Here is a 25,363-nt window from a genome sequence, read left to right as displayed (position 1 = left end):
TAGCCAACACCTACCATTCAATCGCCGAGATGGGCGTCGGAATTGGATTTTCTTCAATACTGCGGACCTTTGCATCATTGATACGGATGACACGATCTGCCATGGGAGCAATTGCCGAATTATGAGTAATGATCACTACGGTCGTCCCCATCCGACGCGAGGCATCCTCTAATAGTTGCAAGATCTGTTTTCCTGTCTCGTAATCCAAGGCACCGGTGGGTTCGTCACACAACAGCAGTTTTGGCTTTTTCGCCAAAGCTCTGGCAATCGTCACCCGTTGTTGCTCTCCACCGGAAAGTTGCGCAGGAAAATTATCCATTCGTTTTCCCAGGCCGACTTTCAGCAAGGTGTCTTCGGCATTTTCAGCATCCGCTACGATTTGAGCCGCCAGTTCGACATTTTCTTTTGCTGTTAAGTTTGGCACCAGATTATAAAATTGAAAGACAAATCCCACATCATTGCGCCGGTATTCAGTCAATTGTCGATCATTGAAATGGGAAATATCCGTGCCGTCAACCGCGACTGTTCCAGAATCACAGGTATCCATTCCCCCTAGAATATTCAAGACAGTGGATTTTCCTGCACCGCTGGGACCTAAGATTACAGCGATTTCCCCTTTCTCGATGCCAAAGCTCACTCGATCATTGGCGACGATAACTGTATCTCCCATATGATATTTTTTTACTTCGTCAATCACTTCGATATAACTCATTCAAATACCCTCTAATCTGTTTATTCTCTTACTTATAAGTGTAACATACCCTTTTATGATAGCGCTAACCTAAACTCCTCCATCGTTATTTAATGCACCTTATTCAAGAAGCTTGCAATTTTTGATACAGCTCGCTTAAGAAAATAACTAAATCAGTTCTTACTTTCAGCGAGGAATCTGTCATGCACCAAATTTCTTAATGGATTCCTTCACAAACTCTTTTGTATCGAGTCGTCAAATTTCTTTTTTCGCTAGTAATACCAGCCTTCAAAAGAAGACAATATAAAAAGCCTTCCGACAGCGCGTCGAAAGGCTTGCTTTCAATTGTAAATTTTATGCTTCGTAACGTTTTTCACCGTCTAAATAAGTTTCAGTCAATGTCATATCAGGAGCCAAGACGATGAAATCTGCATCACGGCCTTTAGCGATACTCCCACAACGGTGGTCAATCTTACAGCTAACTGCGGGTACCCAAGTAGCCATCATCACTGCTTGTTCTGGCGTTGCAATCCCCCAGTCAACAACGTTTTTCACAGCTTCTTTCAAACGCAGAATTGAACCTGCCAGATTGCCTTCTTTCAGACGAGCGGTCCCGTCTTTAACAACAACAGGGAATTCACCAAGAATGTAGTCTCCATCTGGCATACCACCAGCCATCATACAGTCAGTAATCAATGCGACATGGTCGTGGCCAGCTTTTTCCATCAGAACTTCTGCAGCTTGTGGATGTACATGGTGCCCATCACAAATCAGTTCACTGAAAACGTGTTGCAATGTTAATAACGCCCCAACCATTCCCGGTTCCCGATGGTTCAACCCCCGCATACCATTGTAGGCGTGAACAAATACACTTGCCCCGGCTTCGACAGCTTCAGTTGCTTCTTCCAGCGTCCCATTACTGTGACCCAATGCCACAACGACGCCTTCATCTGTCACACTTTTGACAAATTCTTTGACACCATTTCGTTCTGGAGCCAAAGCAATTTTCTTGATGATACCACCAGAAGCTTCTTGCCATTCATGGAAAGTAGCCAAATCCGGATCGCTGAAATAAGAAGGGTTTTGAGCGCCTTTGTGTTCTTCAGTGAAGAACGGGCCTTCAAAATAAATTCCTTGAATCTTAGCACCTGTTACGTCGTTTTGAACCGTACCAATAGTAGCTGCAACATCTTTCAAACGTTCTTTTGTTGAAGTCAATGTAGTCGGCAAAAATGATGTAACACCACATTCTAACAATCCTTCAGACATGACTTTCAAACCGTCTGCATCGTTATCCATCACATCGTGGTTTTTATACCCGTGAATATGGGTATCTACTAGTCCTGGTGCGATCCAGTAACCGGATTTATCAATTACTTCGCTCGTTGCTTCTGGTAATTCCTTAAAATAGTCACCGAATTTTCCGTCTACCAATTCCAAATAGCCGGCTCCGCGAGTATCAGAATTCATAAAAAATTTGTCTGCATACACAAAACGTCTCATGAGTAAACCGCTCCTTTATAAAAAATCTGTTGGGATAACCGGCAGAAAATATTTCCTCTAACCGGTCCGTCCTTCTTTCTTAAAGGTACTCCTAATTTTTTTTTAAGTCAAGAAAGGTCTACACCACTTTTGAAATTTTAAATGCTTCTGATATAATGCACATCCCCAGAAGCCTCAAAGTATTTTTTTGCTTCTCCGTCATTTCCCAGCTTTTCATAGATCAACCCTGCTAGTAAAAAAAGTTCATCTAAATAATAGTAGCTTTTCTGTTTTCGAGCAACCTCGATTCCCTCTTTGGCAATTTTTAACCCTTGTGAGTACTCCCCTTGATTATGTAAAAAATGGGCATAGTTATAAAAAACTTTGGCCGCCATATTGGACATTCGTTCCGGCGGAAGCTCATAAAAAAGCTGCAAACTATAGGCCAGATTTTCCCTGGCCGTCTGTTCTTGACCAAGTTCCTCGTATACCCGCCCGATGCAGCTGATCAGTTGAATTTCAGTGGCAGACACGTTGGCTTTTTCTAGGCGAAAAGTATAAGCCAGTCCTTGTTTGAGATCCTCTAGCGCTAGTTCGTGATCTTGGTCTTTAAAAAAGCGGCAACTCCCCAGATAGTAATAGTAAAGTTGTAGATCCATATCCAAATACAGATGATTTAAGAGATTGGGCTTTTCCAACAAGTGCTGCAGCTTGTCATAATCCTTATGAAAAAAGCAATATGCCATTTGTTCCAAGAGTTCATGGAGGTGCTGGACTTCTGTTGAATGCATCGACATCACTTGATCGATAGTCACACCCATTCGCTGGCACAATTGCGCCATGACCAACACATTCGGAATTTCACCGTCATTTTCTATTCGACTCAAAACACTTTGTGAGCAAATATTTTGTGACAACATTTTCTGGGTCATTTTCCGTTGTTTACGGATTGTTTTAATCACTTCACCGAAAGATAATTTTTCCTTTTCCACAGTTACGCCGCCTCCCCCAAAAATATGTAAAAATTACATGTTTCCTTTGTTCGTTTTATCACATAGTAATGTGCTTTTGATAGTCATTATTAAGTAGAACGACTATTAGAAATTTTTCAATCAACCTGTACCACATAAGAGCGTAGAGTCCTCGTTTTTATGAAGGTCCCTTCGCTTAGCCTTTTTGTCGAGGGAGTGATAGTTTCTGTTTTTAAAACTTCCCCCTGCTCACACAACTTTTCAATACAGGATGTTTTACTTCTGCTTACAAGCCCAGTATACTATTGCACTGCATTTGTAACCACTTACACATTTGTAATATCCTCGATTTTAAGTATCATCAACGCGAGAATACTTATTTTCCAAGGAAAATCCGGGATTTGACTAGTCGCACCACTTTAACTCCTTTTTAATAGTTCCAATACAAAACGATCAGATTCACTTATGTGTATTCGCATTTGCTCTTTTACGACTTTTCACACATACTATCGAAAAGTTCTTCATTTTATCGAGGGATTTTAAGTAGAGACTTGTATGTTTATGGGGGGTTTGTATGGAAGCAAAAGAGAACGTTATTTTTAAATGGCACGAACAAACATTTAAAGGACAGGTGGAACGAGAATATCAAAATGCTTTTCTAATCAATGTTATTGAACCTTACGACAAAGAAATTGCCGAGAAATTCGCCAACCGCGTCGTCGTGAGCAAAAAAGCTTGTCGAAACATTGACTGATACCTATCGAAAAATCAAAAAAAACCGCTTTTTCTGATCCTCGCTGCTCTACAGCTACAAGATCAAGAAAAAACGGTTTTTTCAATCTAGTCCTTATTGACGATAATCTGCCAAAAACGCCCGCATGCTTTGGGCTGTCTCTTTTAAATCATCCAACTTCGGCAGATAAACAATTCGAAAATGGTCCGGTTGCTGCCAGTTGAAGCCGCCCCCATGAACCAATAAAATATGGTGTTCATGTAAGAAGTCAAGAACAAATTGTTCATCGTTTGTTATATTGAATCGCTTGATATCCAATTTGGGAAAAATATAAAAGGCGGCTTTCGGTTTAACCGCAGAAAGACCCGGAATATCATTGATCGCATTGTAAATATATTCCCGCTGCTCATAAATCCTGCCTCCAGGCAACAGCAACTCATCAACACTTTGATAGCCACCCAAGGCAGTCTGAATGATCTGTTGCGACAAAACATTCGAACACAGGCGCATGGAAGACAACATGTTCAGCCCTTCAATATAGTCCTTGGCACCAGATTTATCACCGGAAAGCACCATCCAGCCCACCCGAAACCCTGCAACACGATGGGATTTTGATAAACCGTTTAACGTAACGACCATGCGATCCGGTGCTAAGGTAGCGATTGGGATATGCACCAGCCCATCCATCACTAAGCGGTCGTAGATTTCATCAGAAAAAATCAAAAGATCGTGTTCACGGGCGACATCCACGATTGCTTCCAAAATTTCTTTTGGATACAGAGCCCCGGTAGGATTGTTGGGATTGATCACAACGATAGCTTTCGTTTTGGCGGTTACTTTGCTGCGAATATCCTCGATGTCAGGGTACCATTCACTCTGCTCATCACAGATATAATGTACTGGTTTTCCTCCTGCTAATGACACAGAAGCCGTCCACAGCGGATAATCTGGTGTCGGCACTAAAACCTCATCACCATTGTTGCAAAGCCCTTGCATACACATCGTGATCAATTCGCTGACGCCGTTACCTGTATAAATATCATTGATTCCAACATTGGGAAAACCTTTCAACTGACAATATTGTTGAATTGCCTTGCGAGCAGCAAAGATTCCTTTTGACTCAGAATAGCCTTCTGATTCTCGAACATTCATGATCAAATCTCGTACAATCTCGTTTGGTGCTTCAAATCCAAAGGGTGCCGGATTTCCGGTATTCAGTTTCAGAATGCTGATTCCGGCTTCCTGCATCCGTTCGGCCTCTTCCAAAACCGGTCCACGAACATCATAGCTGACACCATCCAGCTTAGTTGACTTTTCAAAATGCTTCATCTGAAATCCCCCTTAACAGTTATGTTTTACTTTTAAATCTGATGCTGTCTTACTAAGTTTTCTATCGAGAAAAACCCCTCGATACGTCGATTGCTGTCTTCGAATTCACTAAGCACAATAACAGCGGTTGCTGATATCTTCCCGCTAATCGCAGCTTATACCAACTTTAATCGAGCTGTCGCAAAATTGCAACAAGCATTTCCAATTGTTCTTCTTGTCGACAAAAAACGACTCTGCCCTAATGGCAAAGTCGTTATCTGATTATTATGCGGAAGATGGGACTCGAACCCACACGAGCTTGCGCCCACAAGATCCTTAGTCTTGCTTGTCTGCCAATTCCAACACTTCCGCAACACTGTCCCTGTTATCTCAGCGACTTCATAATCTTACCAATGGCGACAGTCTTTGTCAAGGATAACTGTCAAAAAGCCCACTACTTTCTCTTAACGAGCCAGACTACTACTAAGAAACAGATGTGTTACACTATAGACAAAAGTCATAAGATGGTGAAAAGGAGGATTGTCCCTTGGATAAAAAACAATTTGACGGCGAGTTCAACTTCATCGGTATCTTAGCCGGAGTGGGGATCGGCTTGATTTGTGAGAATTTGCTTTATGGTCTGATGACAGGCATCATTCTTGGGATTGCTTTGGATTGGCTTGCAAATATCATCCTTTTATGGCTGGACCAAAAAAATGACAAAAATCAAAACTCTTGAAGAACCCCTTTGATCAAAAAGAAAATGAAATAGCAGCCAATTAAAAAAGAAAAAACAGACAAGTGCTTTCCCATAGTTTGAACTGTGGGCGCACCTGTCTGTTTTTTTTCTTACAAGACGGTTGGATCGAAACGATACGTCACCGCACCATCGTGGTGAGCCTCACCAACAAAATACTTGCGGTCTTCTCTTTTCAACCAAGCTTCTCGAAACAGCATAAACTGCTCATGAGAAACTTCAATTTGATCGATTTCACCGGATTTCAGTTTATCCAACTGCGTTTCGTAGGATTCCATAACATTTCCCTGCCTTTTTCAAGATTCCACTTTCGAGATAGCCATCTTCTCAGCGATCTTTTCTCGAAAAATAACCGTTCTTATCGGAATTGTCGGCTTCTTCAATCATTCCCGAAAGACTACGATCCAATACACTGCGTCGTCGTTCATCACTTGACACAGTTTCTTGCTTGCTATCAGCTGAAGTGTTTTTCGTATTTACAACTTCTTCAGCAGGAAACTTACTGACAGAAGGAGCATCTTCTTTTTTTTCCTGGTAAGCAGCTACTTCGGTATCAAAAGTCAAAAAGTTTTCCTTAGGCTTCTCCATTGAAGCGAGCAATTCCGCTTTAGAGACTTCCCCTTCTTTTTTCTCAGGAATCACTGAAGCCGGGATATACTTCGGTACAAAGTAGGAGCGCCCAGAATATTGCCGCTTCAAAGAACCATCTGCTCCACTGCGTTCCGCCCTGGTCGTGGGATTTCGTAGCGAAGACGTACGGGGCTCTTTGCCAAAAAGCGAGGTGCGGCCTACTGCATCGACCTCTACTGGCGCTTTCCGACTATAATCCGGCAAATTGTCACGGTGCTTTTTCAGCTCTTTTTTCTGATTAATCGTCAGTCCCTGTTTATCCATCGTTTCCCGTCGCGAACGCCGCAATGTACGATCTGGTGCTTCGGAGCGTTTTGAAAACGCACTTTCCCGTTTGCGTTCGACTGGATCTGGTTGACGATCGAAGTCTTTTTCATCCGTGATCAGCCAGCTCCGATCGTTAGCAAAGAGATTGCGCTTTTCCTCTCGCTGGATCTTGACTCCCTCGTCATCATTATAGGCAGGAAAGCGGTAGTGCTTCCGTCTGATATCTGAATAGTTGCTCATGCTCGTCATCCTTTGTTTCTGATTTCCCTCATTCTATCACAAAACTTCGCGATTCGCGGACTTTTAGCGCAAATCTTCAATCGAATCTCCCAGTAATCACATATGAATGATTGGCCATAATAAACTGCCCATCCAGCAACTCCTCTAAGCGCTCCTGGTCCAGAGGTAACTGACGGTAGCTGGCAAAGTCAGCTGCATTGATAACAACATCGACATCCAATGGGTTCAATACCGCCAAAACAAAATCAGTTTTATCGTAACGCAAAATACCAAACAGTTTTTCACTGAAGATCAAATCAAATTCGCCAGTTTGCAAGAGCCGATTCTCTCGTCGCAGTTTCAGCCAGCTTTGACAAGCTTGATAGCACACCTCATCGATGGTCTCCCAGGGGAAAAATTTGCGATTATCAGGATCTTTACCGCCAGTCAGGCCAGCTTCATCTCCGTAATAGACGCAAGGAACCCCCGGAAAAAGCACCAATAACGCAAAAGCCAAAGACAATTTGTCCCGATTGCCGCCCAACTGGGTCAAGATGCGCTCGGTATCGTGGGTCCCGACATTGTTCAAGCTGTTGTAAAAGACATCTTTGGGATAATTCTCCTGCAGCCGTGTAAAGTCCAGCGCGACATCTTTTGGCGCGCATTGTTCTGTCAACAAGGCAATCGTGGCGGTTCGCAGCGGATAGTTCATGACCCCTTGCAAGTGATTTCCTAAAATGTATTGCCGTCTCACACCATAAGAAATTTTATTTGAGGCATCCTCCCAAACTTCTCCCAACAAAATCTGGTCTGAAAAAGAGTCGAGATTTCCGCGAATCCCAGCGATAAAACCATCGGGTAGTTCATCGGCTACATCTAAACGCCATCCGTCCACCCCCAAATGGTTCCACTTGCTTAAAACACCGTCTTTTCCATAAATAAATTCCTGAAACTCTTCATTGTCTTTATCTACTTCTGGAAGATCTTTGACCCCCCACCAAGAGCGATAATCATTCGGGTAGGAGGTAAACGTGAACCACGGGAAATAACGACTGTGGATATTTTGATAGGCACCGACGTCTTCGCCATAAGTACCGTCGTAGTTGAAATAGCGACTATTGCGACCCACATGGCTAAACACACCATCCAAGATCACATGAAACCCTTCGTTGTGAAGAATTTCCAACAGCTCAGAAAATTCCGTTTCAGTACCAAGAATTCCGTCGACTTTCAGATAATCGGCTGTATCATAGCGATGATTGCTGCGGGCCTCAAAGATAGGATTCAAGTATAAGGCATTGACGCCTAATTCCTTTAGATAAGGAATCTTCTCTTTGATACCGGCAAAATTGCCTCCGTAAAAGTCCCAACGTAAAATTTCACCTTGTGTATCTTTAACATACAGTGGTTCATCAGTCACCTTGCCATATATAAACGTGTTTGGCTTGGGTGAGTTGATGCTCCCGTCTGGATTTCCGTTTCGAAAACGGTCAGGAAAAATTTGATAAAACACTGCTTCCCGATACCAGGCTGGCGGAGTTTCTGCCTTTTCAAAGCAGGTGACCTGATACTCTTTGATTTCTTCCAAGTGGTCCACCAAATGGCCATGACCATTTTCGCCACTCCAACAATAATATCGAATAAAGCGCTGTTGATTGTGAGCCAAATACTCCAACTCAAAATGATAAAAGTACAGCCCCTTGCCATCATTGAAAAAGAATTCAAACTCGTAAAATCCTTCTTCAGCTGGTTCCATTTGAATGCGATGGGTCTGCTTTCCTTCAGGAGTGATGATTAGAAAAACGCGGGCGATTCCAGGGTCGTCTGCTTGGATAGCAAAGCGGACAAAGGCCCCTTCGGCAACTGCACCGAAAGGACTTTTGAATTGCTTTTGCCATGGATTGAAATAGATTTTCCCCATCTTTTTTACCTCTTTTTCTTCGTGAAGGTTGCCACGGGTTCAATCTGCCAAATATCATCAGCATAGCGCATCACTGTGTCGTCTGAGGAGAAGCGACCTGCATTGGCGATATTAATCAAACTTATTTCCTGCCAACGGGTTTTGTCCGAATACAAACAATCGATCTTTTCCTGTGCTTCAACATACGACTGAAAATCCCGCAGCAGAAAATACTCATCATTGTACTTCAAAAGAGAGTCGTAAATTTCCTGTCCTTCAAAATGAATGTTGGGAATGGAGCCGTCAATGAAGGCATTCAAGACGCGCTGCAGGATAGGAGAGTCTTCATAAATTTTCAGCGCAGAATAGTCGTTGTTTTCATAGTAGGCATACACTTCTTCTTCTGTCAGACCGAAAATTACGATATTTTCGTCACCTACTGCATCACGAATTTCGACATTGGCTCCGTCTAGAGTAGCGACGGTAATTGAGCCATTTAACATCAGCTTCATATTGCTGGTTCCAGAAGCCTCTTTAGAAGCCAATGAGATTTGTTCACTGACATCTGCTGCCGGGATAATGTGCTCCGCCAAGGTCACATTATAATTTTCCAAAAAGACAATTTTGAGTTTGCCATCGATGTCCGGGTCATTGTTGATCAGATTTGCACATTCGTTGATGACCTTGATGATTGACTTGGCATAGGTATAACTTGGTGCAGCCTTGGCTCCAAAGATGAATACCCGAGGATTGATTGCTTTTTGGGGATCTTCTTTCAAATCAAAGTAAAGCTTCAAGATATGCAACAGATTCAGTAATTGCCGCTTGTAAGCGTGGAGCCTTTTGATCTGGACATCAAAAATAGCATTTGCTGAAACCTCGATTCCCGTTGTGTCTTTGATATAGCGGGCCAATGCTTTTTTGTTAACCAATTTTGCATCTGCCAACTTTTGTAAAACACTGGCATCATCGGCATAGTTTTTCAGCAATTTCAGGTCATCGCTGTCTTTGCGCCAGCTGGTACCGATTGTTTCATCCAAAACTGTTGACAGGGCTGGATTGGCTAATTGGGACCAGCGACGTTGGGCAATGCCATTAGTCTTGTTATTGAAGCGCTCCGGAAACAGGACATAAAAATCGTGCAAGACGACTTCTTTCAACAGATCAGAGTGAAGTTTCGCCACGCCATTGGTGCTGTGACTATAAATAATCGACAGATGCGCCATGTGTACCTGACCATTTTGAATAATGCGGGTTCGCTGAATCAGCTCATCATCATGGAAGCGACTGTACTCCTCCACAAACCTGCGATCCAATTCTTCAATAATCTGATACATACGCGGCAAGGTGGTTTTCATCAGCTCCACTGACCATTTTTCCAAAGCTTCTGCCATGATGGTGTGGTTAGTATAGCTCATGACCTTGGTGGTAACCGAAACAGCCTTTTCCCAACTCATGTCATACTCGTCCATCAAAATGCGCATCATCTCCGGAATACATAAAGCCGGATGGGTATCATTGATGTGAATCGCGATATACTCATTTAACAAAGTCAAAGGCTTATTCAATTTTTTGAAGTAGCGCATAATACTTTGTACCCCGGCCGAGACAAAGAAGTATTCTTGAGCTAAACGTACCAGTCGCCCCCGCTCGTTGGAATCATCTGGATACAAGACAGCTGTTAAGTCTTCAAACTGTCGTCGATCTTCAATGCTGCGGTATTTGTCTTCTTCAGATGCAGGAATCTCTACGCTCCACAAGCGCAATGTATTAACAATCTGATTTTCATAACCCAAAATGGCTGTATCATAGGGAACTGCCCGTAAGGTACGAACATCTTCGTAAACCGGCTTCAAACTACCGTCTGCCATTTCCTGCATCCAAACATTGCCACCAAAACGAACATCTACTGCCTTGGAATCTTTCCGCACCTCCCAGATATTACCGGTTCGCAGCCACTCATCCGGCAACTCAACTTGATAACCGTCAACAAAGCGCTGTTTGAACAGGCCATAATCATAGCGGATGCCGTTGCCATTGCCGGGCAGTCCACAAGAAGCGATGGAGTCCATAAAACAGGAAGCCAAACGACCCAAGCCCCCATTTCCCAAGGCCATATCTTTTTCTACTGCTACCAGATCATTTAAATCAATCGACAACTCTTCCAAGCCCTTTGTTACTGTGTCAAGGATTCCTAGATTCAACAAGTTGCTTTTCAGCATTTTTCCAGGTAAAAACTCAATGGAAAAATAGTAAACCTGTTTTTGCTCAGCGGTCAGATAATCTTTCCAGGTATCTGTCCAAGCGTTGGAATAGTATTTTTTTACCACGCTACCTAATACGTAAAACAATTCCTGGGGGGAGGCATCTTTGATATCCATTGCATATTTCTCTCTTAAACGCTGCTTCAACTCTTTTTGAAAACCTTTAACCGTCATTGTCATTTTCACCACTCCAATTGTCCGAGAATCACCGTTTTGGCCCATTGCCAAAAGTAGCACAACGTTGGCCACTTTCGGTTGTTTTATAAACGTACTTGTTTTCGAAAAAATGGTGACAAGGTCCTCACTTGTGCTGTAGCAGAAGTATTCGGATCATTGAGTAACAAAAGCGCTACATGCAGCAAATGCTACAGCTCTTTTCTCATTTGATCCGAACAAATCACTGCTGTTTTACAGCACAATGGACCCGTCGCCATTATTCGCTTATTTCATTTAATGTGTTAGTTGACACTTTGGTAAAGTGCTAAATACTCTTCACTGGCAGTCTGCCAACTAAAATCTGTTCTCATCGCCTGTTTCATCAGCCGCATCCACGCAGGCTGTGATTGATGGTACAAGGTGATTGCTTTTTCCATCGCCTTCATGCATTGATAGCTGGAGAAATCACTAAAACCAAAACCAGTTCCAGTACCAGTGACGGGATTGAAAGGAATTACGGTATCCTTCAACCCGCCGATTTCATGGACAACCGGCAAGGTACCATAGCGCATCGCCATCATTTGCGACAACCCACAAGGTTCAAAAGCAGAAGGCATTAAGAAAATATCTGCTCCGGCATACATCTGTTGTGCCAATTTGACATCAAAGGAAATGCTCACCGACAGCTTATCCGGATGCTGGGCTGCAAAATAACGGAAGCCTTGTTCAAAATCCGGATCACCAGTCCCTAAAAGCACCAGTTGGACATCTTGCAGCAATAAATTCGGCAGTTCTTCTAAAAGCAGATGGAACCCTTTTTGGCGAGTCAAACGACTGACGACTGCCATCAATGGCACATCCTCCCTTACTGGCAGGCCCATCGTTTGCTGCAGCTCCGCCTTGTTTGCTGCCTTGCCACTGAGATCGTCAGCGGAAAAATGATGGGTAATCAGCGGATCGGTTTCCGGATCATTTAGATCATAGTCGATTCCATTTAAGATTCCTGAAAGCTTACCCGACTCCATCCGCAAGATGATATCAAGACCCGCACCAAATTCCGGTGTTTTGATTTCTTCTGCATAGGAGGGACTTACCGTATTGACTCGGTCTGCGTACAAAATGCCCGCTTTCATAAAGTTCAAACAATTATTCATCCGCACAGTGCCATCTTCATAGCGCTCCATACCGACACCAAACCAATCAGCTAACTTGCCACCTTCATACCAGCCTTGAAACTCGATATTGTGGATTGTCAAAATTGTTTTGATACCGGAGTATGCTTTTATCCAACGATATTTTTCTTTGAGAAGAAATGGCAGCATCGCCGTGTGGTAATCATTGCTGTGTAGAATATCCGGCACAAATTCCAAACGCTCCATCGCTTCAATTACCGCTAATTGAAAGAAAGCATAGCGCTCCCCGTCATCTCCATAACCATATATTCCATCACGTCCAAAATAATACTGATTGTCAATGAAATAGTAGGTGACTTCGTTCAAAATGAGACGTTTCAACCCGCAATATTGCTTACGCCAGCCTACCGCCACTGTAAAGTTGAAGAGGTCTTCACATTTTTCTCGATACACCTCAGGCATCTTTTGATAAAAAGGTAGAATTACTCGGCAATCCACCTTTTTTTTGACCAGTTCTTTTGGCAGGGCAAAAGCCACATCCCCTAAGCCGCCGGTTTTAAAAAAAGGAGCACATTCTGCTGCTGCAAACAATACCTTCACGTTATTCGCCTCCATAAATATCCGAGATGACATGGCTGCCTTTTTTCAAGACGATTGGCTCTTCTTTTGTTCCAATGATTTTCACACCCGGTTCTACAACCACATTTTTATCTAAGATTGCATAACGGACGACAGCGCCTGCGCCAATCTGATTATTAGCCATTAGAATTGATGAATCTACCTGTGCTTGTGGTTTAATTTGTGTTTGGCGGGAAACCAATGAGTTTTTGACGCTGCCTTCAATTACGCTTCCGGAGGCAAACTGACTGTTCTCAACATCGGAGGCTTCAGAATAATAGGTCGGTACTTCATTTTTCAATTTGGTGTAGATTTTTTGACTGGAATACATCAGAGAATTGAATTTTTGCGTATCCAACATATCCATATTGGCTTGATAATAGGTCTTCATATCGTAAATATTGCTCAGGTAGCCAGTATATTCATAACTAGAGCTGTCAACTTCAGTAATCTTGGAACGCAGGAAGCTCTCCATGTTGACGGACTCCCCTTCATTTTGCCCTTTACGCAATGCATCGATCAAAGCTTGTGTTTGGACAATATAAATATCCGCACACAAATTATTCACTTCGCCTAAGATTGTATCCTGAGCAGAAATGGCTTTTTGAATCGTACCGTCTTCAGCGACATCCAATAATAGATCGCTTGGGTGAATGTTCTCTTTCCCAACTCGTTTGTACACGACTGTCATATCGTTGTTTTGCATTTGATGGATTTTCAACAATGCTCGCAAATCGATATTGCACAGCATTTTACTGCCCATGTAGACCGTGTATTCAGACTTAGACTTTTGCAAGTAGTCAATCACAGTGTCGTAATAGTGTTTGTCTTCTGCTTTACGTTTAAGGAAGTCTTGATAAACGTGGATGAAGAACCTGTTTTGAACCCCGTCCAGATTCCACTCTTTCCCGCCGCCGATATGGTCGAATACCGATTGCGTTTCATCTTCGTTAAAAACCATGAAAACAGTATTGATATTCGCATTGACAATACTGGACAGATTAAAATCAATCAAACGGTATTTGCAATCAAAGGGCAAGGTCGCTAAAGGACGCTTGTCAGTTAAAGGAAGTAAGCCTTTAAAGCGGTTCAAATTCCCCAAAATCGCACACATTTTATTAGTTCTCATCAACAGTCACTCCAATCACTTCTGAATAACCCACTACGGCGATTTCATCCGTTCCGTCGATCACGGCATTGTCCCCGATAATGGCATTTTCTCCCACAATCGTCCGGTGAATCCGAACATTTTTACCGATTGTCGCTCCCGGCATGATGACACTGTCACTGATTTGTGATCCTTCTTTAACTTGAACATCTTCGGAAAGAATCGTGTGGGAAATATCTCCCGCAATATAACAACCGTCAGTAATCAAAGAGTCTTTTACTGAACCCGTTGCAGTCAAAAAGTGCGGTGGTGAGATCGGATTTTTAGAATAAACACGCCAAGATTTATCACGGATATCCAATTCCATGTCTTGTTCGATAAATTCCATATTGGCTTCCCAAAGTGAATCGATGGTCCCTACATCTTTCCAATAGCCTTGGAAACGATAAGCAATGACATTTTCGCCACTTTCCAAATAAGATGGAATTACGTGTTTACCAAAGTCAATCATCTGTCCATCTTTACTGTAACTATTCATCAAGACATTGCGCAGACGGCCCCAATTAAAAATATAAATCCCCATGGAGGCCAAATTGTTTTTAGGCTCTTCAGGTTTTTCTTCAAACTCGATGATTCGATCATTCTCATCCGTATTCATAATCCCAAATCGGGAAGCTTCATGGATTGGTACTTCGATAACTGCCACTGACAATGAAGCGTTGTTCTTTTTATGATTCTCCAACATTTCTTCATAATCCATCTTATAGATGTGATCGCCAGAAAGGACTAGCACATACTGCGGATCCATTTGGTCGATATAAGCAATGTTCTGGTAGATTGCATGGGCTGTTCCTTCAAACCATTTGCTTCCTTCTGAACTGGAATAAGGCTGCAGGATTGTCACGCCGGAATTAATGCCATCCAATCCCCAGCTGGCGCCATTTCCAATATGGCTATTCAACGCCAGTGGTTGATATTGGGTCACGACGCCAACATTTTTGATGCCGGAATTGGCACAATTACTCAGAGTAAAGTCGATGATCCGGTAACGTCCTCCAAACGGCACCGCCGGCTTGGCAATATTTTTGGTAAGTTTTCCCAAGCGGGTCCCTTGACCTCCCGCCAGGATCATAGCTAACATTTCTGTTTTCATTTCTTCGGTGATGAGTTCTCACCTTTCCCCCTCTCGTTTTATTCGTTATCTGCTGATTTAGCAGTCACTTTTTTATCTTCTTCGTCGTTGCTTTTCGGGCCGGTTTGCGAGTATTCACCTCTTGCGGTCGAATAATCAATGCGCCCAGAGCGGGAAGAATCGTTTGAATCTGATGGTCGAATTGCTTGAAAGGTATATTTTCCGTGACACAATCTGGATTATTCTTAGTCCAGGTTCCACCAAATTCTTTCATTTCAGTGTTCAGCACCTCGGTATAAGTTCCTGGATAAGGGACTCCAACTGCGAAGTTTTGCCGTTCCACCGGTGCCAGATTTAAGACGATTACCAGAAAATCCTTCTTGGTCTTACCTTTACGGATAAAGGAAAGCACACAATCATCGGTATTGTCGGCATCAATAATTTCAATCGTATCCCAACTGTCTTCTTGTTCCCACAGCGCTTTTTCATTTTTATACAGCTGATTCAATGTGGCAGTGAAGTGCTGCATGTCTTTATTCAGCGGATCTTTAAGATCGACCCACTCCAGGCCATGATCATATTTCCACTCCAAAAATTGCCCCCATTCACTTCCCATAAAGAGCAGCTTTTTGCCGGGATGTGTAATCATATAGGTAAAGAGATTACGCAGCTGTGAAAACTGTTTGTAGCGATCACCCCACATTTTATGCATCAGGCTCTTTTTCCCGTGGACTACTTCGTCGTGAGACAATGGCAGGATATAGTTTTCATTGAGCATATACATGAAAGAAAAGGTCAGCAGATTAAAGTGATCTTTGCGATAGATGGGGTCCATTTCGTAAAAGCGGAGCACATCATTCATCCAGCCCATATTCCATTTGTAATCAAAGCCCAACGCACCCGTTTCAATCATCCCTGTCACTTTTGTTTCAGAAGAAGACTCTTCGGCAACCATAATTGTCTCGGGATGGGCCAGCTTCACAACCGCATTTAGCTTTTGCAGAAAATAGAAACCTTCAAAATTGCGATTACCGCCTTCGTGGTTGGGGGTCCAGGGCCCTTCGTCGTAATCCCGGTAGAGCATGTTAGAAACAGCATCTACCCGAATCCCATCCAAGTGATACATCTCGATCCAAAACATGGCACTTGAAATCAGAAAACTCTGGACTTGTGGCTTACCCAAATCAAAATTGATGGAGCCCCAGCGGATGTTTTTGGCCCGATCTGGATCTTCATATTCAAATGTCGGTGTCCCATCGTAATAAGGGAGGGTATCATCGTTAATGCAGAAGTGACCAGGCACCCAATCAACCAAGACACCGATATTGTTTTGATGACAGGCTTCTACAAAATCCTGAAATTCTTCTGGCGTGCCGTAATAAGAGCTAAGCGCGAAGTAACCAATCAGCTGGTATCCCCAACTCATTCCCAAAGGATGCTCCATCAGCGGCATGAATTCGATGTGGGTGTAGCCCATCTCCTTGACATAGGGAACCAATTCGCGAGTCAAATCAGCAAAGGAATACGGTGTGCCATCATCATGATGCTTCCAAGAACTGGCATGGACTTCATAAATGTTCATCGGTCGTTTAAACTGATTCGAGCGCTTTTTACGCCCCATCCACAAACCGTCTTTCCATTTCTTTTCAGGAATATCATAAACTACCGCAGCATCGTGGGGTCTTTTTTCAAAAAAGACTGCAAAAGGATCAATCTTAAAAATCTCGCGTCCATTTGCTTGACGAACTTTGAATTTGTACAACTGTCCTGTCACGGCAACGGCTGTAACAATCTCCCAAATGCCGGAGTCGTTTCGCCGCTGCATTGGCAAAGAATCATCCCAAGCGTTGAAATCACCCACCAGCCAAACTTGTTGTGCATTCGGTGCCCATACTCGGAAAACATACTCACCGGAGGAAAGCTTGTGACACCCTAAGAAATGCTGGGCATAGAAATTTTCACCGGATAAAAACCTGGCTTCTGCTTCGAGTACTTGTCCTTCAACTTCTTCAACCATACCATTTCCCTTTCTTTCTGCGTAATTCTGTCCAAAACATCCATTTCCCTAAAAAAGGTAGCAACAACACCTTCAACTGCGGGAACCAACGTTTTCTAATATAATAATAACATAATCTTAATCATTGGAAAGTATAAACCTTCAAAAAAGATAAAATTGTTCACTTGACTCAAAATCATTATTTATTCTCGTTTTCAAACCTTCGTAAATCAACCGCTTACATGTTAGTTTGCGGGTTTTATAAAGTTTCATCACTTTTCAGAATATTTCTTGTTGACGTTTTTTCAAACTTGTGCTAATTAATTAAAATTTATGTAGGAAAATCCATTATTCATTAAGAAAATAACACAGATTGACTTTATCTCAGTGAAAAATGTTGTAATTCAACAACAATAGCGATTTATAAGATTTTTCAATCATCTTACTGTAATGTCCATACCTTTTTTCTGAAAAAGACGCTTTGATTGTTTTCCCCTGCACCATAAGGTAAGGTAGAAACAAAGGAGTGTGGCTGTTTTGGATATAAAAATGCTAGGCATGATTTTTGGAATCAACTTTGTTTACGTTACTTTGAACACTTTACGATTTTTATTGACGATGAAAGGGTACCGAATCATTGCACCGCTTTTGAGCATGGTTGAGATTACCGTTTACATTTTGGGACTTTCGTTAGTGCTGGATCGCTTAGATGATCCGTTGAATCTTTTAGTTTATGCTCTTGGTTATGCCGTTGGAATCAGTGTTGGAATTAAAATTGAAGACCGGTTAGCGCTTGGCTATATTATGGTGACCGTCATCCTTCCTTCAGATAGCGAAGTCGACCGCCAAATGCCCGCAACACTTCGAGACCACGGTTATGGTGTTACGCAAAGTGTCGCCCAGGGATTGGAGGGGGAACGGATTTTATTGGAGATCCTCTCTTCTCGAAAAAATGAACAGGAGCTTTATCGATTGATTAAAGATATTGAAGCTCGGGCTTTTGTCATCTCCTATGAGCCAAAATATATTTCCGGTGGTTTTTGGACAAAGAAAGTCCGCAATCGTGATAAAAATGCTGTAAAATAACAAAATATGCATTTTTTTCGGGATTTGAAATACTTTTTCCACTTTTTTATTAGATGCTATCGACATTAACTTATCATTTTGTTATTATTTTGATATAAAATTCTCAGGAACTGAGGTCATAAAATGGAACAACCATCCACATCTGATAGCAAGCTTGGTTTACTCACAGTGACTAGCGGTCTTGTTGCTGTCGTTTTTTTTGTACTCTATCTAATACTGGCTAACCGCTATGCCGTCGATTTTTTGGAAATACAACTATTGCAGCATAATTTTTTCGATGAGAGTGCCTTGACGTTAGTTTTCAACCACCTCTTCATCTTGTTTGCCACGATTTTCAGCGGTTTTTTGTGGCGATATTACAAAGCCACAAAGAGCGATTCATTTCAAGAAGCTTCAGCTTTTTACTTTTTTGCATACGTCATCTTGCTGTTACGGACGTTTCTGTTTGTCTTCAATCCCGAATCTTTTCCATATATATTGGCAGCGGGACTACAAATTTTGATTACTCTGATTGCGATGTTGTTCTTTTTAATTTCCTTTTTGAACAATCGCCGATACTATTTCTTAGCCTTTTTAATGGCAGTCAATATGATGATGTATCTAGCCAGTGTGATTTACAGCGTCTTCACTGCTGAATTCATCTTACCGAATTTTGGCAGCATCCTGTCGGCGGTCTTCAATATCAGCTTTTTGACTTTGTTTACTTTAGTGCAAATCCGTAAAGAGAAAAAAGTTTTTACTCATCCCCACATCTCCTGATAAACGAACTATATTCTCGATAATTGCTGGCGGCGCAAATTATTTCAAAACTGTAGTCTGTTTTAGAGTAGTTGTTTTGTAATCGCAACTCGTTTCAGCCTTTCGCAAGTCATCCAACACGCAAAAAAGAGAGCATCGCGAACTGCGATGCTCTCTTTTTTGCGTGTAGAGAAGTATTATGCCTCTACAACTAATTCTTTGATTTCACCATTTGTATAGACCTTGTAGATGCACTCCATCTTTTTGTGAGTACTTGAAGCGATTACCAGGTAGTAATTGCCGTTGCTGTCAAAATCCATTTCACCAATTGTCTTGTATTGGAAACCTTCGACAGCGTATTTGCCATTTTTACGAATGTAGGCCGCCGCCTGAGAGCCTGAAACGATAAAGTTGGCCTCTACTAGCCAATCCAGCACAATAGGTACTACGGTTGATGCATTTACTTCTTTCTGTTTTTGGATGGCCAGCACAATTTCTGCGTCGGAAAAATTCGACTCATCAATTTGGCTCAATTTCAATTCTCTGCGAGCCTTTTCCACTTCCACCATCGAAACAAAAGTGATTAAATCACCTTGTTCTCGTTTATTCCCTTGCATTTCAACTGAGTTATTCTGTAGCTTTTCCAAATAAATGCCTCCTTTGATTCGTCTCTGCGATCCTGCAAAGAAAACAGTGATTGTTGGTCAGCTTATTGTTTTCACTGCTCCAAAATAAACTGTATCGGTTCGTTTTCTCTTGCACTTCACTCACTAATTAAAGTTTATCACGCATTTATTAGATTAACAACAATAACACTTACTATTTTCTCATTTTTGTCACCATTCTTTTTCAAAAGCCTACTTTATTTTGACCAACCACTGTTGCAGGCCTCCTGCATAAGCTTTACATAGCTCGCTATACATGCATATTTTTTCAAAATGAGATTTTGCTGTGACTATCTCTCTATTTATTGGTGATTCCAACGGGTCAGTTTTTATTAAATGCGGGATTTTAAGAAAAAAGCCATCACTTTCTGCAACAATTTCTGTCATTAAAAGAGCGTTTAGAAAAATTGAATCTCGTGGCTTTTTACCACGCAGCACACGGCTGACAATCCAGCCGGTTTGTTGCATGAAATAATCTTCATCCACATCTCCAATTAGTCGGCGTAAAGGAGCATAAACTTCTGGTTCAGACACTATTCGATTAGCTGAAAAATAACCTGCCAGATCTTTTTCCTGCAGGTCTCCCACACTTGCAGAACACAACGCCAAGTCCTCATCAGCCACACGACTATAACGAAGCAGCGTTGTCCCGTTTTCGACAAAGTAAGGGGCAAAGTTTTCTGTCAATGCGATGCGCTTTTCTTCGAAGATTCCCGCGATGGTTTCTGCTTCTTTTCCCCAAGCACCAAGAGTACTTTGAACCGCTTCACTTAAACGAATCTGCTCTTGTTCTTCTCGAGTGAAGACCGGCAGTGCCAAACGATAACGCCGTTCTTCACGAAGGATTAACCTAGCTTCGATGCAAGCTTCCAAGTATCTGGAAAATCCCGCTTCAGAAAAAACTTTCACCAGGTCCCGCAAAGTCACTTGGGGATGCTGATACAGATAATCACTTAAACTATCAAAATAGTGCTGGCGAGACAGGCGAATCTTTTGTTTATCAGATGCTTCACAGATCAATATCACGATCATTGACTCCTTTTCTAGTAAAAAAAGCCGCTCCCGTTAGCTTCATACCGCAACCACTGCAACCCTCTACCCAAAATTAAGGATAGGTGGATTGTCCGGTTCTAACGCTGTTGCCTAAACTCTAATGAGAAAAGCAGGCAGCAACGTTTGGCAGAATCTTCACAGGATCGACTCTCTGCTTTACTTTACAGCTTAAAATAGCTTGATTAGTTGTTAAAAGCCGCTGTTAATTGTGGGACAACTTGCTTTTTGCGAGAAACAACGCCCGGTAAAAGCGCACGATTATTCGTTAACGTGGTGTTAAAAGCTGTTTCAACTTTGGCAATCGGTTCGCCAGTTACCAGCAATTCAGAATTGCTGTTCAAGATATCCGTAGCAATCAACAAGAACAAGTCATAGCCTTTCTCTTCACTTTCAGCTTTCATAGCAGCTTCCAGCTCGGATTGGCGATCAAAGACTTCTTTCAAGTCAACAGTGTTCACTTGCGCAATCCGGACCGTCTTATCTGCCATTGGAAAACTCTTAGCATCTAAGTCCAACAATCCTTCTGCTGATTTATCAGACAAATTAGTCCCTGCCTTCAACATAGCCAGACCATAGCTTTCCAAGTCAACTTCAGCAATTTCAGCTAGTTTTTCAGCAGCGTTGACATCTTCAGGGGTACACGTCGGTGATTTGAACAGCAAAGTATCTGAAATGATGGCTGACAACATGATCCCGGCAATCTCTTTTGTGATTTCTGCTTCCATTTCCCGATACATTTTGTAGATAATTGTACTGGTACAGCCCACTGGTTCCGCACGGTAATACAATGGATTGGCAGTTTCAAAGTTAGCGATGCGGTGATGATCCACTACAGATAAAATATTCACCTCGGCAATATCAGAAACACTCTGCTGGAATTCATTGTGATCCACCAGCATAACATCGCTGGTTTCAGGTTTAACCGCAGTGATTACTCGTGGGGCAGTTAACTGGAAATGATCCAGTGCAAATTGCGTTTCTTCTGAAGGGGTACCTAACGCAACAGCTTCAGCATCCACGTCCATAGCTTTTTGCAGCTGAGCAAATGCGATGGCAGCCCCGATGGCATCGGTATCAGGATTTTGGTGACCAAAAATCAAAACTTTCGACATAATTTAAGTTCGCTCCTTTAGTTGAATTCTTAATTATCATAACAAAAAAAGAGAAAGAAAGAAATCATTCTTTCCCTCTCTTGTCGTTTTATCAGCGGGTCAAATAGCCGACATAATCTTCGGTATGAAGCAGTTTTTTCGCATTGTCTACCCGATCTTCTGTCGGTGGCAAGATACCTTCCAAAGGATAATCCAGATTCAGTTCTTCCCATTTGTATTTTCCCATCGTATGGTAAGGTAAAATTTCTACCTTATCGACATTGTTCAATGTCTTAATAAATGTATTTAGACGGATCAAGTATTCGTCGTAATCGCTGCGTTCCGGTACCAAAACGTGGCGGATCCAGACTGGTTTATTGATTTCAGATAAGTACTGTGCCATATCCAGAATGCTTTTATTGGATTGACGAGTCAGCATTTTATGGGCTTTTTCATCAATTTGTTTGATGTCAAACAAAAGCAGGTCCGTGTATGTCATCAACTCATTAAACTTGGAGAAGAAAGGTTCTTCTCTGGTAAAAGGCTGGCCACAAGTGTCCAAAGTTGTATTGATTCCTTGAGCTTTGGCTTTTTTGAAGAGATCGATCAAAAAGTCAATTTGCAGCAAGGGTTCGCCACCACTGACCGTGATTCCGCCTTTTTTTCCCCAGTAGCTTTGATAATGCAGCGCTTCTTCCAGGACATCGTCAGCCGTACGCTTGCGAGCTTTGGGATTTTGCAGCATCCAGGTATCCGGATTGTGACAGAATTGGCAGCGCATCTTGCATCCTTGTAAAAAGACGATAAAGCGCACGCCGGGGCCATCAACAGAGCCGAAGCTTTCGGTAGAATGTACGATTCCGTAGACCTCTTCTTGATTGGTTTTCTCAGACATCGATCTGATCCTCCTATATATAGTGATTCAAACACGGCAACAGCGCTTGAAATTAAAGATTTCAGTGAAATGCAAGGTTTCTCAGTGCGACAAACAATAAAATGTGAAGTCCCGCACAACCATTATAACAAAAGGCGGATGAACAATGTCCATCCGCCTTTTATGGGCTTGTTCGTTAAATCAGCTTACATGTGATCGTGGAATGTACGGCTGATAACATCCAATTGTTGTTCGCGAGTCAAGTCAATGAACTTAACTGCGTAACCGGATACTCGAATTGTGAAGTTTGCATATTCTTCTTTTTCCGGATGTTCCATCGCATCAATCAGTTTTTCTTTACCGAAGACGTTCACGTTCAAGTGATGAGCACCTTGATCGAAGTAACCATCCAAAACGTGAGTCAAGTTTTCGATTTGTTCATCTTCATCATGACCCAATGCGTCAGGGTTAATACTTTGAGTATTTGAAATACCATCCAATGCCAATTCATAAGGCAGTTTAGTCAAAGAGTTCAATGAAGCCAACAACCCGTGAGTTTCTGCTCCATATGAAGGGTTTGCGCCTGGTGCCAATGGTTCACCAGCAGGACGTCCGTCAGGCAATGCACCAGTTGCTTTTCCGTAAACCACGTTTGAAGTGATTGTCAAAATCGAAGTTGTCGGTTCTGAGTTACGGTAAGTGTGGTAGTGTTCCAATTTTTCCATGAAGGTCTTCAACAACCAAACTGCCAAGTCATCGGCACGATTGTCGTCGTTACCGTATTTAGGGAAGTCTCCTTCAATCTTGTAGTCAATTGCCAAGCCATTTTCGTCACGAACTGGGTAAACTTTTGCGTATTTGATAGCAGCCAATGAATCTACTACGTGAGAGAATCCGGCAATCCCCGTTGCAAACGTCCGTTTCAAATTACTATCCATCAATGCCAATTCAGCAGCTTCATAGTAATATTTGTCATGCATGTAGTGGATGCAGTTCAATGTATTTACATACATGCCTGCCAACCATTCCAACATGTCGTCATATTTTTCCATGACTTCATTAAAGTCCAAAGCATCGTCGCCAGTGATTCCACGATATTTAGGACCAACTTGTGTTTTGCTCTTTTCATCCACACCACCGTTGATCGCATACAACAAAGCTTTTGCCAAGTTAGCACGGGCACCAAAGAACTGCATTTCTTTACCGGTTTCTGTCGCAGACACACAACAGCAGATTGCGTAGTCGTCACGCCATACTGGACGCATCACATCGTCGTTTTCGTATTGGATTGAAGAAGTTTCGATAGAAATCTTGGCAGCGTAGTCTTTGAATGCTTGTGGCAAACGTGAAGAATACAAAACTGTCATGTTTGGTTCTGGTGAAGGACCCATGTTTTGCAAGGTACGCAAGAAGCGGAAGTCGTTTTTAGTTACCAACGTCCGGCCGTCCATACCCATACCAGCGATCGACAATGTTGCCCAAACCGGGTCGCCTGAGAACAATTCGTTGTAGCTAGGGATACGTGCGAATTTCACCATACGCAATTTCATTACTAAGTGGTCGATCAATTCTTGTGCTTCGTCTTCATTCAACAGTCCCCGTTGCAGATCCCGTTGGATGTAGATATCCAAGAAAGTAGAGATACGGCCGATAGACATTGCTGCCCCATTTTGTTCTTTAATAGCGGCCAAGTAACCGAAGTAAGTCCATTGAACGGCTTCACGAGCATTTTCAGCTGGACGAGAAATGTCAAAGCCATATGCTGCAGCCATCTCTTTCATGCGTTTCAATGCTTTGTATTGATCTGAGATTTCTTCACGAAGACGGATGTCTTCTTCTGTGAATTGACCGTGGCCACAGTTGGCATGGTCATGTTGTTTTTGTTCCATCAGGTAGTCGATACCGTACAAAGCAACCCGTCGGTAGTCACCAACGATCCGGCCCCGGCCGTAAGTATCCGGCAAACCAGTAATAATTTTCGCACGACGAGCGGCACGAATTTCTGGCGTATACACATCGAAAACACCTTGGTTATGTGTTTTGTGGTATTTATTGAAAATTTCAGTGTATTTAGGGTTTACATCATAGCCGTAGCTTTCCAATGCTTCTTCAGCCATCCGAATCCCACCATAAGGCATGAAGGCACGCTTCAATGGTTTGTCTGTTTGCAGACCAACGATTTTTTCTTCGTCTTTTAAGCTTTCATCGATATAACCGGCACCGTAAGCATTTGCTGCTGTAACAACATCTGCTTCCATATCCAAGACGCCACCGTTTTCGCGTTCTTGTTTTTGCAATCCTTGCAGTTTGCCCCACAGTTCGTTAGTCGCATCTGTTGGTTCTGCCAAGAAGTCTGCGCTGCCTTCATAAGGTGTGTAGTTTTCTTGAATGAAATCGCGAGTATCGATTCCTTCTTTCCAAAGCTTGCCTTTAAATCCGTCCCAGGCTGTTTTGTTCATTTCTTCAACGTTTGTTGCAGTTCCCATCAATG

Annotated in this window: 21 protein-coding genes and 1 tRNA gene; 4 read left to right on the top strand and 18 right to left on the bottom strand. The window is 42.5% G+C overall.

The genetic code is table 11. The features are described from left to right. Positions 1 to 10: 10 nt before the first annotated feature. From ACOMA8_RS11975 to ACOMA8_RS11965, 3 genes are all read right to left on the bottom strand, one after another. On the bottom strand, positions 11 to 712 hold the full coding sequence (locus ACOMA8_RS11975; RefSeq protein ID WP_421371015.1) for an ABC transporter ATP-binding protein: 702 nt from the start codon (positions 710 to 712) through the stop codon (positions 11 to 13). A 333-nt stretch (positions 713 to 1,045) separates the two neighbouring features. Next, on the bottom strand, positions 1,046 to 2,194 hold the full coding sequence (gene nagA / locus ACOMA8_RS11970; RefSeq protein WP_161899632.1) for an N-acetylglucosamine-6-phosphate deacetylase: 1,149 nt from the start codon (positions 2,192 to 2,194) through the stop codon (positions 1,046 to 1,048). A gap of 137 nt (positions 2,195 to 2,331) precedes the next feature. Continuing rightward, entirely contained in the window at positions 2,332 to 3,165 is an 834-nt protein-coding gene (locus ACOMA8_RS11965; RefSeq protein WP_421371013.1) for a helix-turn-helix domain-containing protein, read from the bottom strand. 553 nt (positions 3,166 to 3,718) lie between these two features. Between ACOMA8_RS11965 and ACOMA8_RS11960 the strand changes: the two genes are divergently transcribed. Beyond that, positions 3,719 to 3,898 carry a DUF2187 domain-containing protein gene (locus tag ACOMA8_RS11960; RefSeq protein ID WP_161899630.1) on the top strand — a complete coding sequence of 60 codons (180 nt, stop codon included), beginning with the start codon at positions 3,719 to 3,721 and terminating at the stop codon, positions 3,896 to 3,898. Between the two features lie 93 nt (positions 3,899 to 3,991). Here ACOMA8_RS11960 and ACOMA8_RS11955 read toward each other — a convergent pair whose 3' ends face one another. Together ACOMA8_RS11955 and ACOMA8_RS11950 are read right to left on the bottom strand one after the other, a co-directional pair. Further along, positions 3,992 to 5,206, bottom strand: coding sequence for a pyridoxal phosphate-dependent aminotransferase (locus tag ACOMA8_RS11955; protein WP_421371011.1), 1,215 nt, complete (start codon positions 5,204 to 5,206; stop codon positions 3,992 to 3,994). 267 nt (positions 5,207 to 5,473) lie between these two features. Further along, positions 5,474 to 5,557: transfer RNA gene (locus ACOMA8_RS11950), tRNA-Leu, on the bottom strand. 175 nt (positions 5,558 to 5,732) lie between these two features. Between ACOMA8_RS11950 and ACOMA8_RS11945 the strand changes: the two genes are divergently transcribed. After that, positions 5,733 to 5,924: a hypothetical protein gene (locus ACOMA8_RS11945; protein WP_421371008.1), complete on the top strand. Its 192-nt coding sequence runs from the start codon at positions 5,733 to 5,735 to the stop codon at positions 5,922 to 5,924. 110 nt (positions 5,925 to 6,034) lie between these two features. Here the strand turns inward: ACOMA8_RS11945 and ACOMA8_RS11940 are convergent, their stop codons facing one another. From ACOMA8_RS11940 to glgB, 8 genes are all read right to left on the bottom strand, one after another. After that, positions 6,035 to 6,220: a hypothetical protein gene (locus tag ACOMA8_RS11940; RefSeq protein WP_161899627.1), complete on the bottom strand. Its 186-nt coding sequence runs from the start codon at positions 6,218 to 6,220 to the stop codon at positions 6,035 to 6,037. 49 nt (positions 6,221 to 6,269) lie between these two features. Further along, on the bottom strand, positions 6,270 to 7,079 hold the full coding sequence (locus ACOMA8_RS11935; protein WP_421371006.1) for a hypothetical protein: 810 nt from the start codon (positions 7,077 to 7,079) through the stop codon (positions 6,270 to 6,272). A 76-nt stretch (positions 7,080 to 7,155) separates the two neighbouring features. Further along, positions 7,156 to 8,979: a glycoside hydrolase family 13 protein gene (locus ACOMA8_RS11930; RefSeq protein WP_421371004.1), complete on the bottom strand. Its 1,824-nt coding sequence runs from the start codon at positions 8,977 to 8,979 to the stop codon at positions 7,156 to 7,158. A gap of 5 nt (positions 8,980 to 8,984) precedes the next feature. Further along, entirely contained in the window at positions 8,985 to 11,396 is a 2,412-nt protein-coding gene (locus ACOMA8_RS11925) for a glycogen/starch/alpha-glucan phosphorylase (RefSeq protein WP_421371029.1), read from the bottom strand. 284 nt (positions 11,397 to 11,680) lie between these two features. Then, positions 11,681 to 13,111 (bottom strand): glycogen synthase GlgA, encoded by a 1,431-nt coding sequence (gene glgA / locus ACOMA8_RS11920; RefSeq protein ID WP_421371002.1) that lies wholly within the window; start codon positions 13,109 to 13,111, stop codon positions 11,681 to 11,683. 1 nt (position 13,112) lies between these two features. Beyond that, a complete protein-coding gene (glgD, locus tag ACOMA8_RS11915; protein ID WP_161899622.1) occupies positions 13,113 to 14,258 on the bottom strand; it encodes a glucose-1-phosphate adenylyltransferase subunit GlgD in 1,146 nt (381 codons plus the stop codon). Continuing rightward, a complete protein-coding gene (locus ACOMA8_RS11910; RefSeq protein ID WP_161899621.1) occupies positions 14,248 to 15,390 on the bottom strand; it encodes a glucose-1-phosphate adenylyltransferase in 1,143 nt (380 codons plus the stop codon). The genes glgD and ACOMA8_RS11910 overlap by 11 nt, the downstream gene beginning before the upstream one ends. Before the next feature lie 64 nt (positions 15,391 to 15,454). Then, positions 15,455 to 17,386: a 1,4-alpha-glucan branching protein GlgB gene (gene glgB / locus ACOMA8_RS11905; RefSeq protein WP_421370999.1), complete on the bottom strand. Its 1,932-nt coding sequence runs from the start codon at positions 17,384 to 17,386 to the stop codon at positions 15,455 to 15,457. 528 nt (positions 17,387 to 17,914) lie between these two features. Between glgB and ACOMA8_RS11900 the strand changes: the two genes are divergently transcribed. Both ACOMA8_RS11900 and ACOMA8_RS11895 read left to right on the top strand, forming a co-directional pair. After that, positions 17,915 to 18,451, top strand: coding sequence for a DUF2179 domain-containing protein (locus ACOMA8_RS11900; protein ID WP_202622195.1), 537 nt, complete (start codon positions 17,915 to 17,917; stop codon positions 18,449 to 18,451). Positions 18,452 to 18,574: 123 nt separating this feature from the next. Further along, positions 18,575 to 19,210, top strand: a complete 636-nt coding sequence (locus tag ACOMA8_RS11895; RefSeq protein ID WP_421370997.1) for a hypothetical protein — start codon at positions 18,575 to 18,577, stop codon at positions 19,208 to 19,210. Positions 19,211 to 19,386: 176 nt separating this feature from the next. Here the strand turns inward: ACOMA8_RS11895 and ACOMA8_RS11890 are convergent, their stop codons facing one another. The 5 genes from ACOMA8_RS11890 to pflB form a co-directional block, all read right to left on the bottom strand. Further along, positions 19,387 to 19,836, bottom strand: a complete 450-nt coding sequence (locus tag ACOMA8_RS11890; protein ID WP_237580433.1) for a hypothetical protein — start codon at positions 19,834 to 19,836, stop codon at positions 19,387 to 19,389. A gap of 210 nt (positions 19,837 to 20,046) precedes the next feature. Then, on the bottom strand, positions 20,047 to 20,880 hold the full coding sequence (locus tag ACOMA8_RS11885; RefSeq protein ID WP_421370994.1) for a DUF1803 domain-containing protein: 834 nt from the start codon (positions 20,878 to 20,880) through the stop codon (positions 20,047 to 20,049). A 209-nt stretch (positions 20,881 to 21,089) separates the two neighbouring features. Next, a complete protein-coding gene (locus ACOMA8_RS11880) occupies positions 21,090 to 22,019 on the bottom strand; it encodes a manganese-dependent inorganic pyrophosphatase (protein WP_421370992.1) in 930 nt (309 codons plus the stop codon). Between the two features lie 91 nt (positions 22,020 to 22,110). Then, positions 22,111 to 22,893 carry a pyruvate formate-lyase-activating protein gene (pflA, locus tag ACOMA8_RS11875; protein WP_161899615.1) on the bottom strand — a complete coding sequence of 261 codons (783 nt, stop codon included), beginning with the start codon at positions 22,891 to 22,893 and terminating at the stop codon, positions 22,111 to 22,113. Positions 22,894 to 23,078: 185 nt separating this feature from the next. After that, positions 23,079 to 25,358, bottom strand: coding sequence for a formate C-acetyltransferase (gene pflB, locus ACOMA8_RS11870; protein ID WP_161899614.1), 2,280 nt, complete (start codon positions 25,356 to 25,358; stop codon positions 23,079 to 23,081). Positions 25,359 to 25,363 lie beyond the last annotated feature (5 nt).

Origin of the sequence: Enterococcus infantis, assembly GCF_049166715.1 — a bacterium.
Lineage (GTDB): Bacteria > Bacillota > Bacilli > Lactobacillales > Enterococcaceae > Enterococcus_C > Enterococcus_C leclercqii.
This window is presented reverse-complemented; position numbering and strand designations above follow the sequence as displayed.

Coding starts and splice junctions, on each gene's coding strand:
- ACOMA8_RS11925 (WP_421371029.1), bottom strand. CDS start 11,396: ATGACGGTTAAAGGTTTTCAAAAAGAGTTGAAGCAGCGTTTAAGAGAG.
- ACOMA8_RS11975 (WP_421371015.1), bottom strand. CDS start 712: ATGAGTTATATCGAAGTGATTGACGAAGTAAAAAAATATCATATGGGA.
- ACOMA8_RS11955 (WP_421371011.1), bottom strand. CDS start 5,206: ATGAAGCATTTTGAAAAGTCAACTAAGCTGGATGGTGTCAGCTATGAT.
- nagA (WP_161899632.1), bottom strand. CDS start 2,194: ATGAGACGTTTTGTGTATGCAGACAAATTTTTTATGAATTCTGATACT.
- ACOMA8_RS11935 (WP_421371006.1), bottom strand. CDS start 7,079: ATGAGCAACTATTCAGATATCAGACGGAAGCACTACCGCTTTCCTGCC.
- ACOMA8_RS11895 (WP_421370997.1), top strand. CDS start 18,575: ATGGAACAACCATCCACATCTGATAGCAAGCTTGGTTTACTCACAGTG.
- ACOMA8_RS11910 (WP_161899621.1), bottom strand. CDS start 15,390: ATGAAAACAGAAATGTTAGCTATGATCCTGGCGGGAGGTCAAGGGACC.
- ACOMA8_RS11960 (WP_161899630.1), top strand. CDS start 3,719: ATGGAAGCAAAAGAGAACGTTATTTTTAAATGGCACGAACAAACATTT.
- glgD (WP_161899622.1), bottom strand. CDS start 14,258: ATGAGAACTAATAAAATGTGTGCGATTTTGGGGAATTTGAACCGCTTT.
- ACOMA8_RS11880 (WP_421370992.1), bottom strand. CDS start 22,019: ATGTCGAAAGTTTTGATTTTTGGTCACCAAAATCCTGATACCGATGCC.
- pflB (WP_161899614.1), bottom strand. CDS start 25,358: ATGGGAACTGCAACAAACGTTGAAGAAATGAACAAAACAGCCTGGGAC.
- glgB (WP_421370999.1), bottom strand. CDS start 17,386: ATGGTTGAAGAAGTTGAAGGACAAGTACTCGAAGCAGAAGCCAGGTTT.
- ACOMA8_RS11930 (WP_421371004.1), bottom strand. CDS start 8,979: ATGGGGAAAATCTATTTCAATCCATGGCAAAAGCAATTCAAAAGTCCT.
- pflA (WP_161899615.1), bottom strand. CDS start 22,893: ATGTCTGAGAAAACCAATCAAGAAGAGGTCTACGGAATCGTACATTCT.
- ACOMA8_RS11940 (WP_161899627.1), bottom strand. CDS start 6,220: ATGGAATCCTACGAAACGCAGTTGGATAAACTGAAATCCGGTGAAATC.
- ACOMA8_RS11900 (WP_202622195.1), top strand. CDS start 17,915: ATGCTAGGCATGATTTTTGGAATCAACTTTGTTTACGTTACTTTGAAC.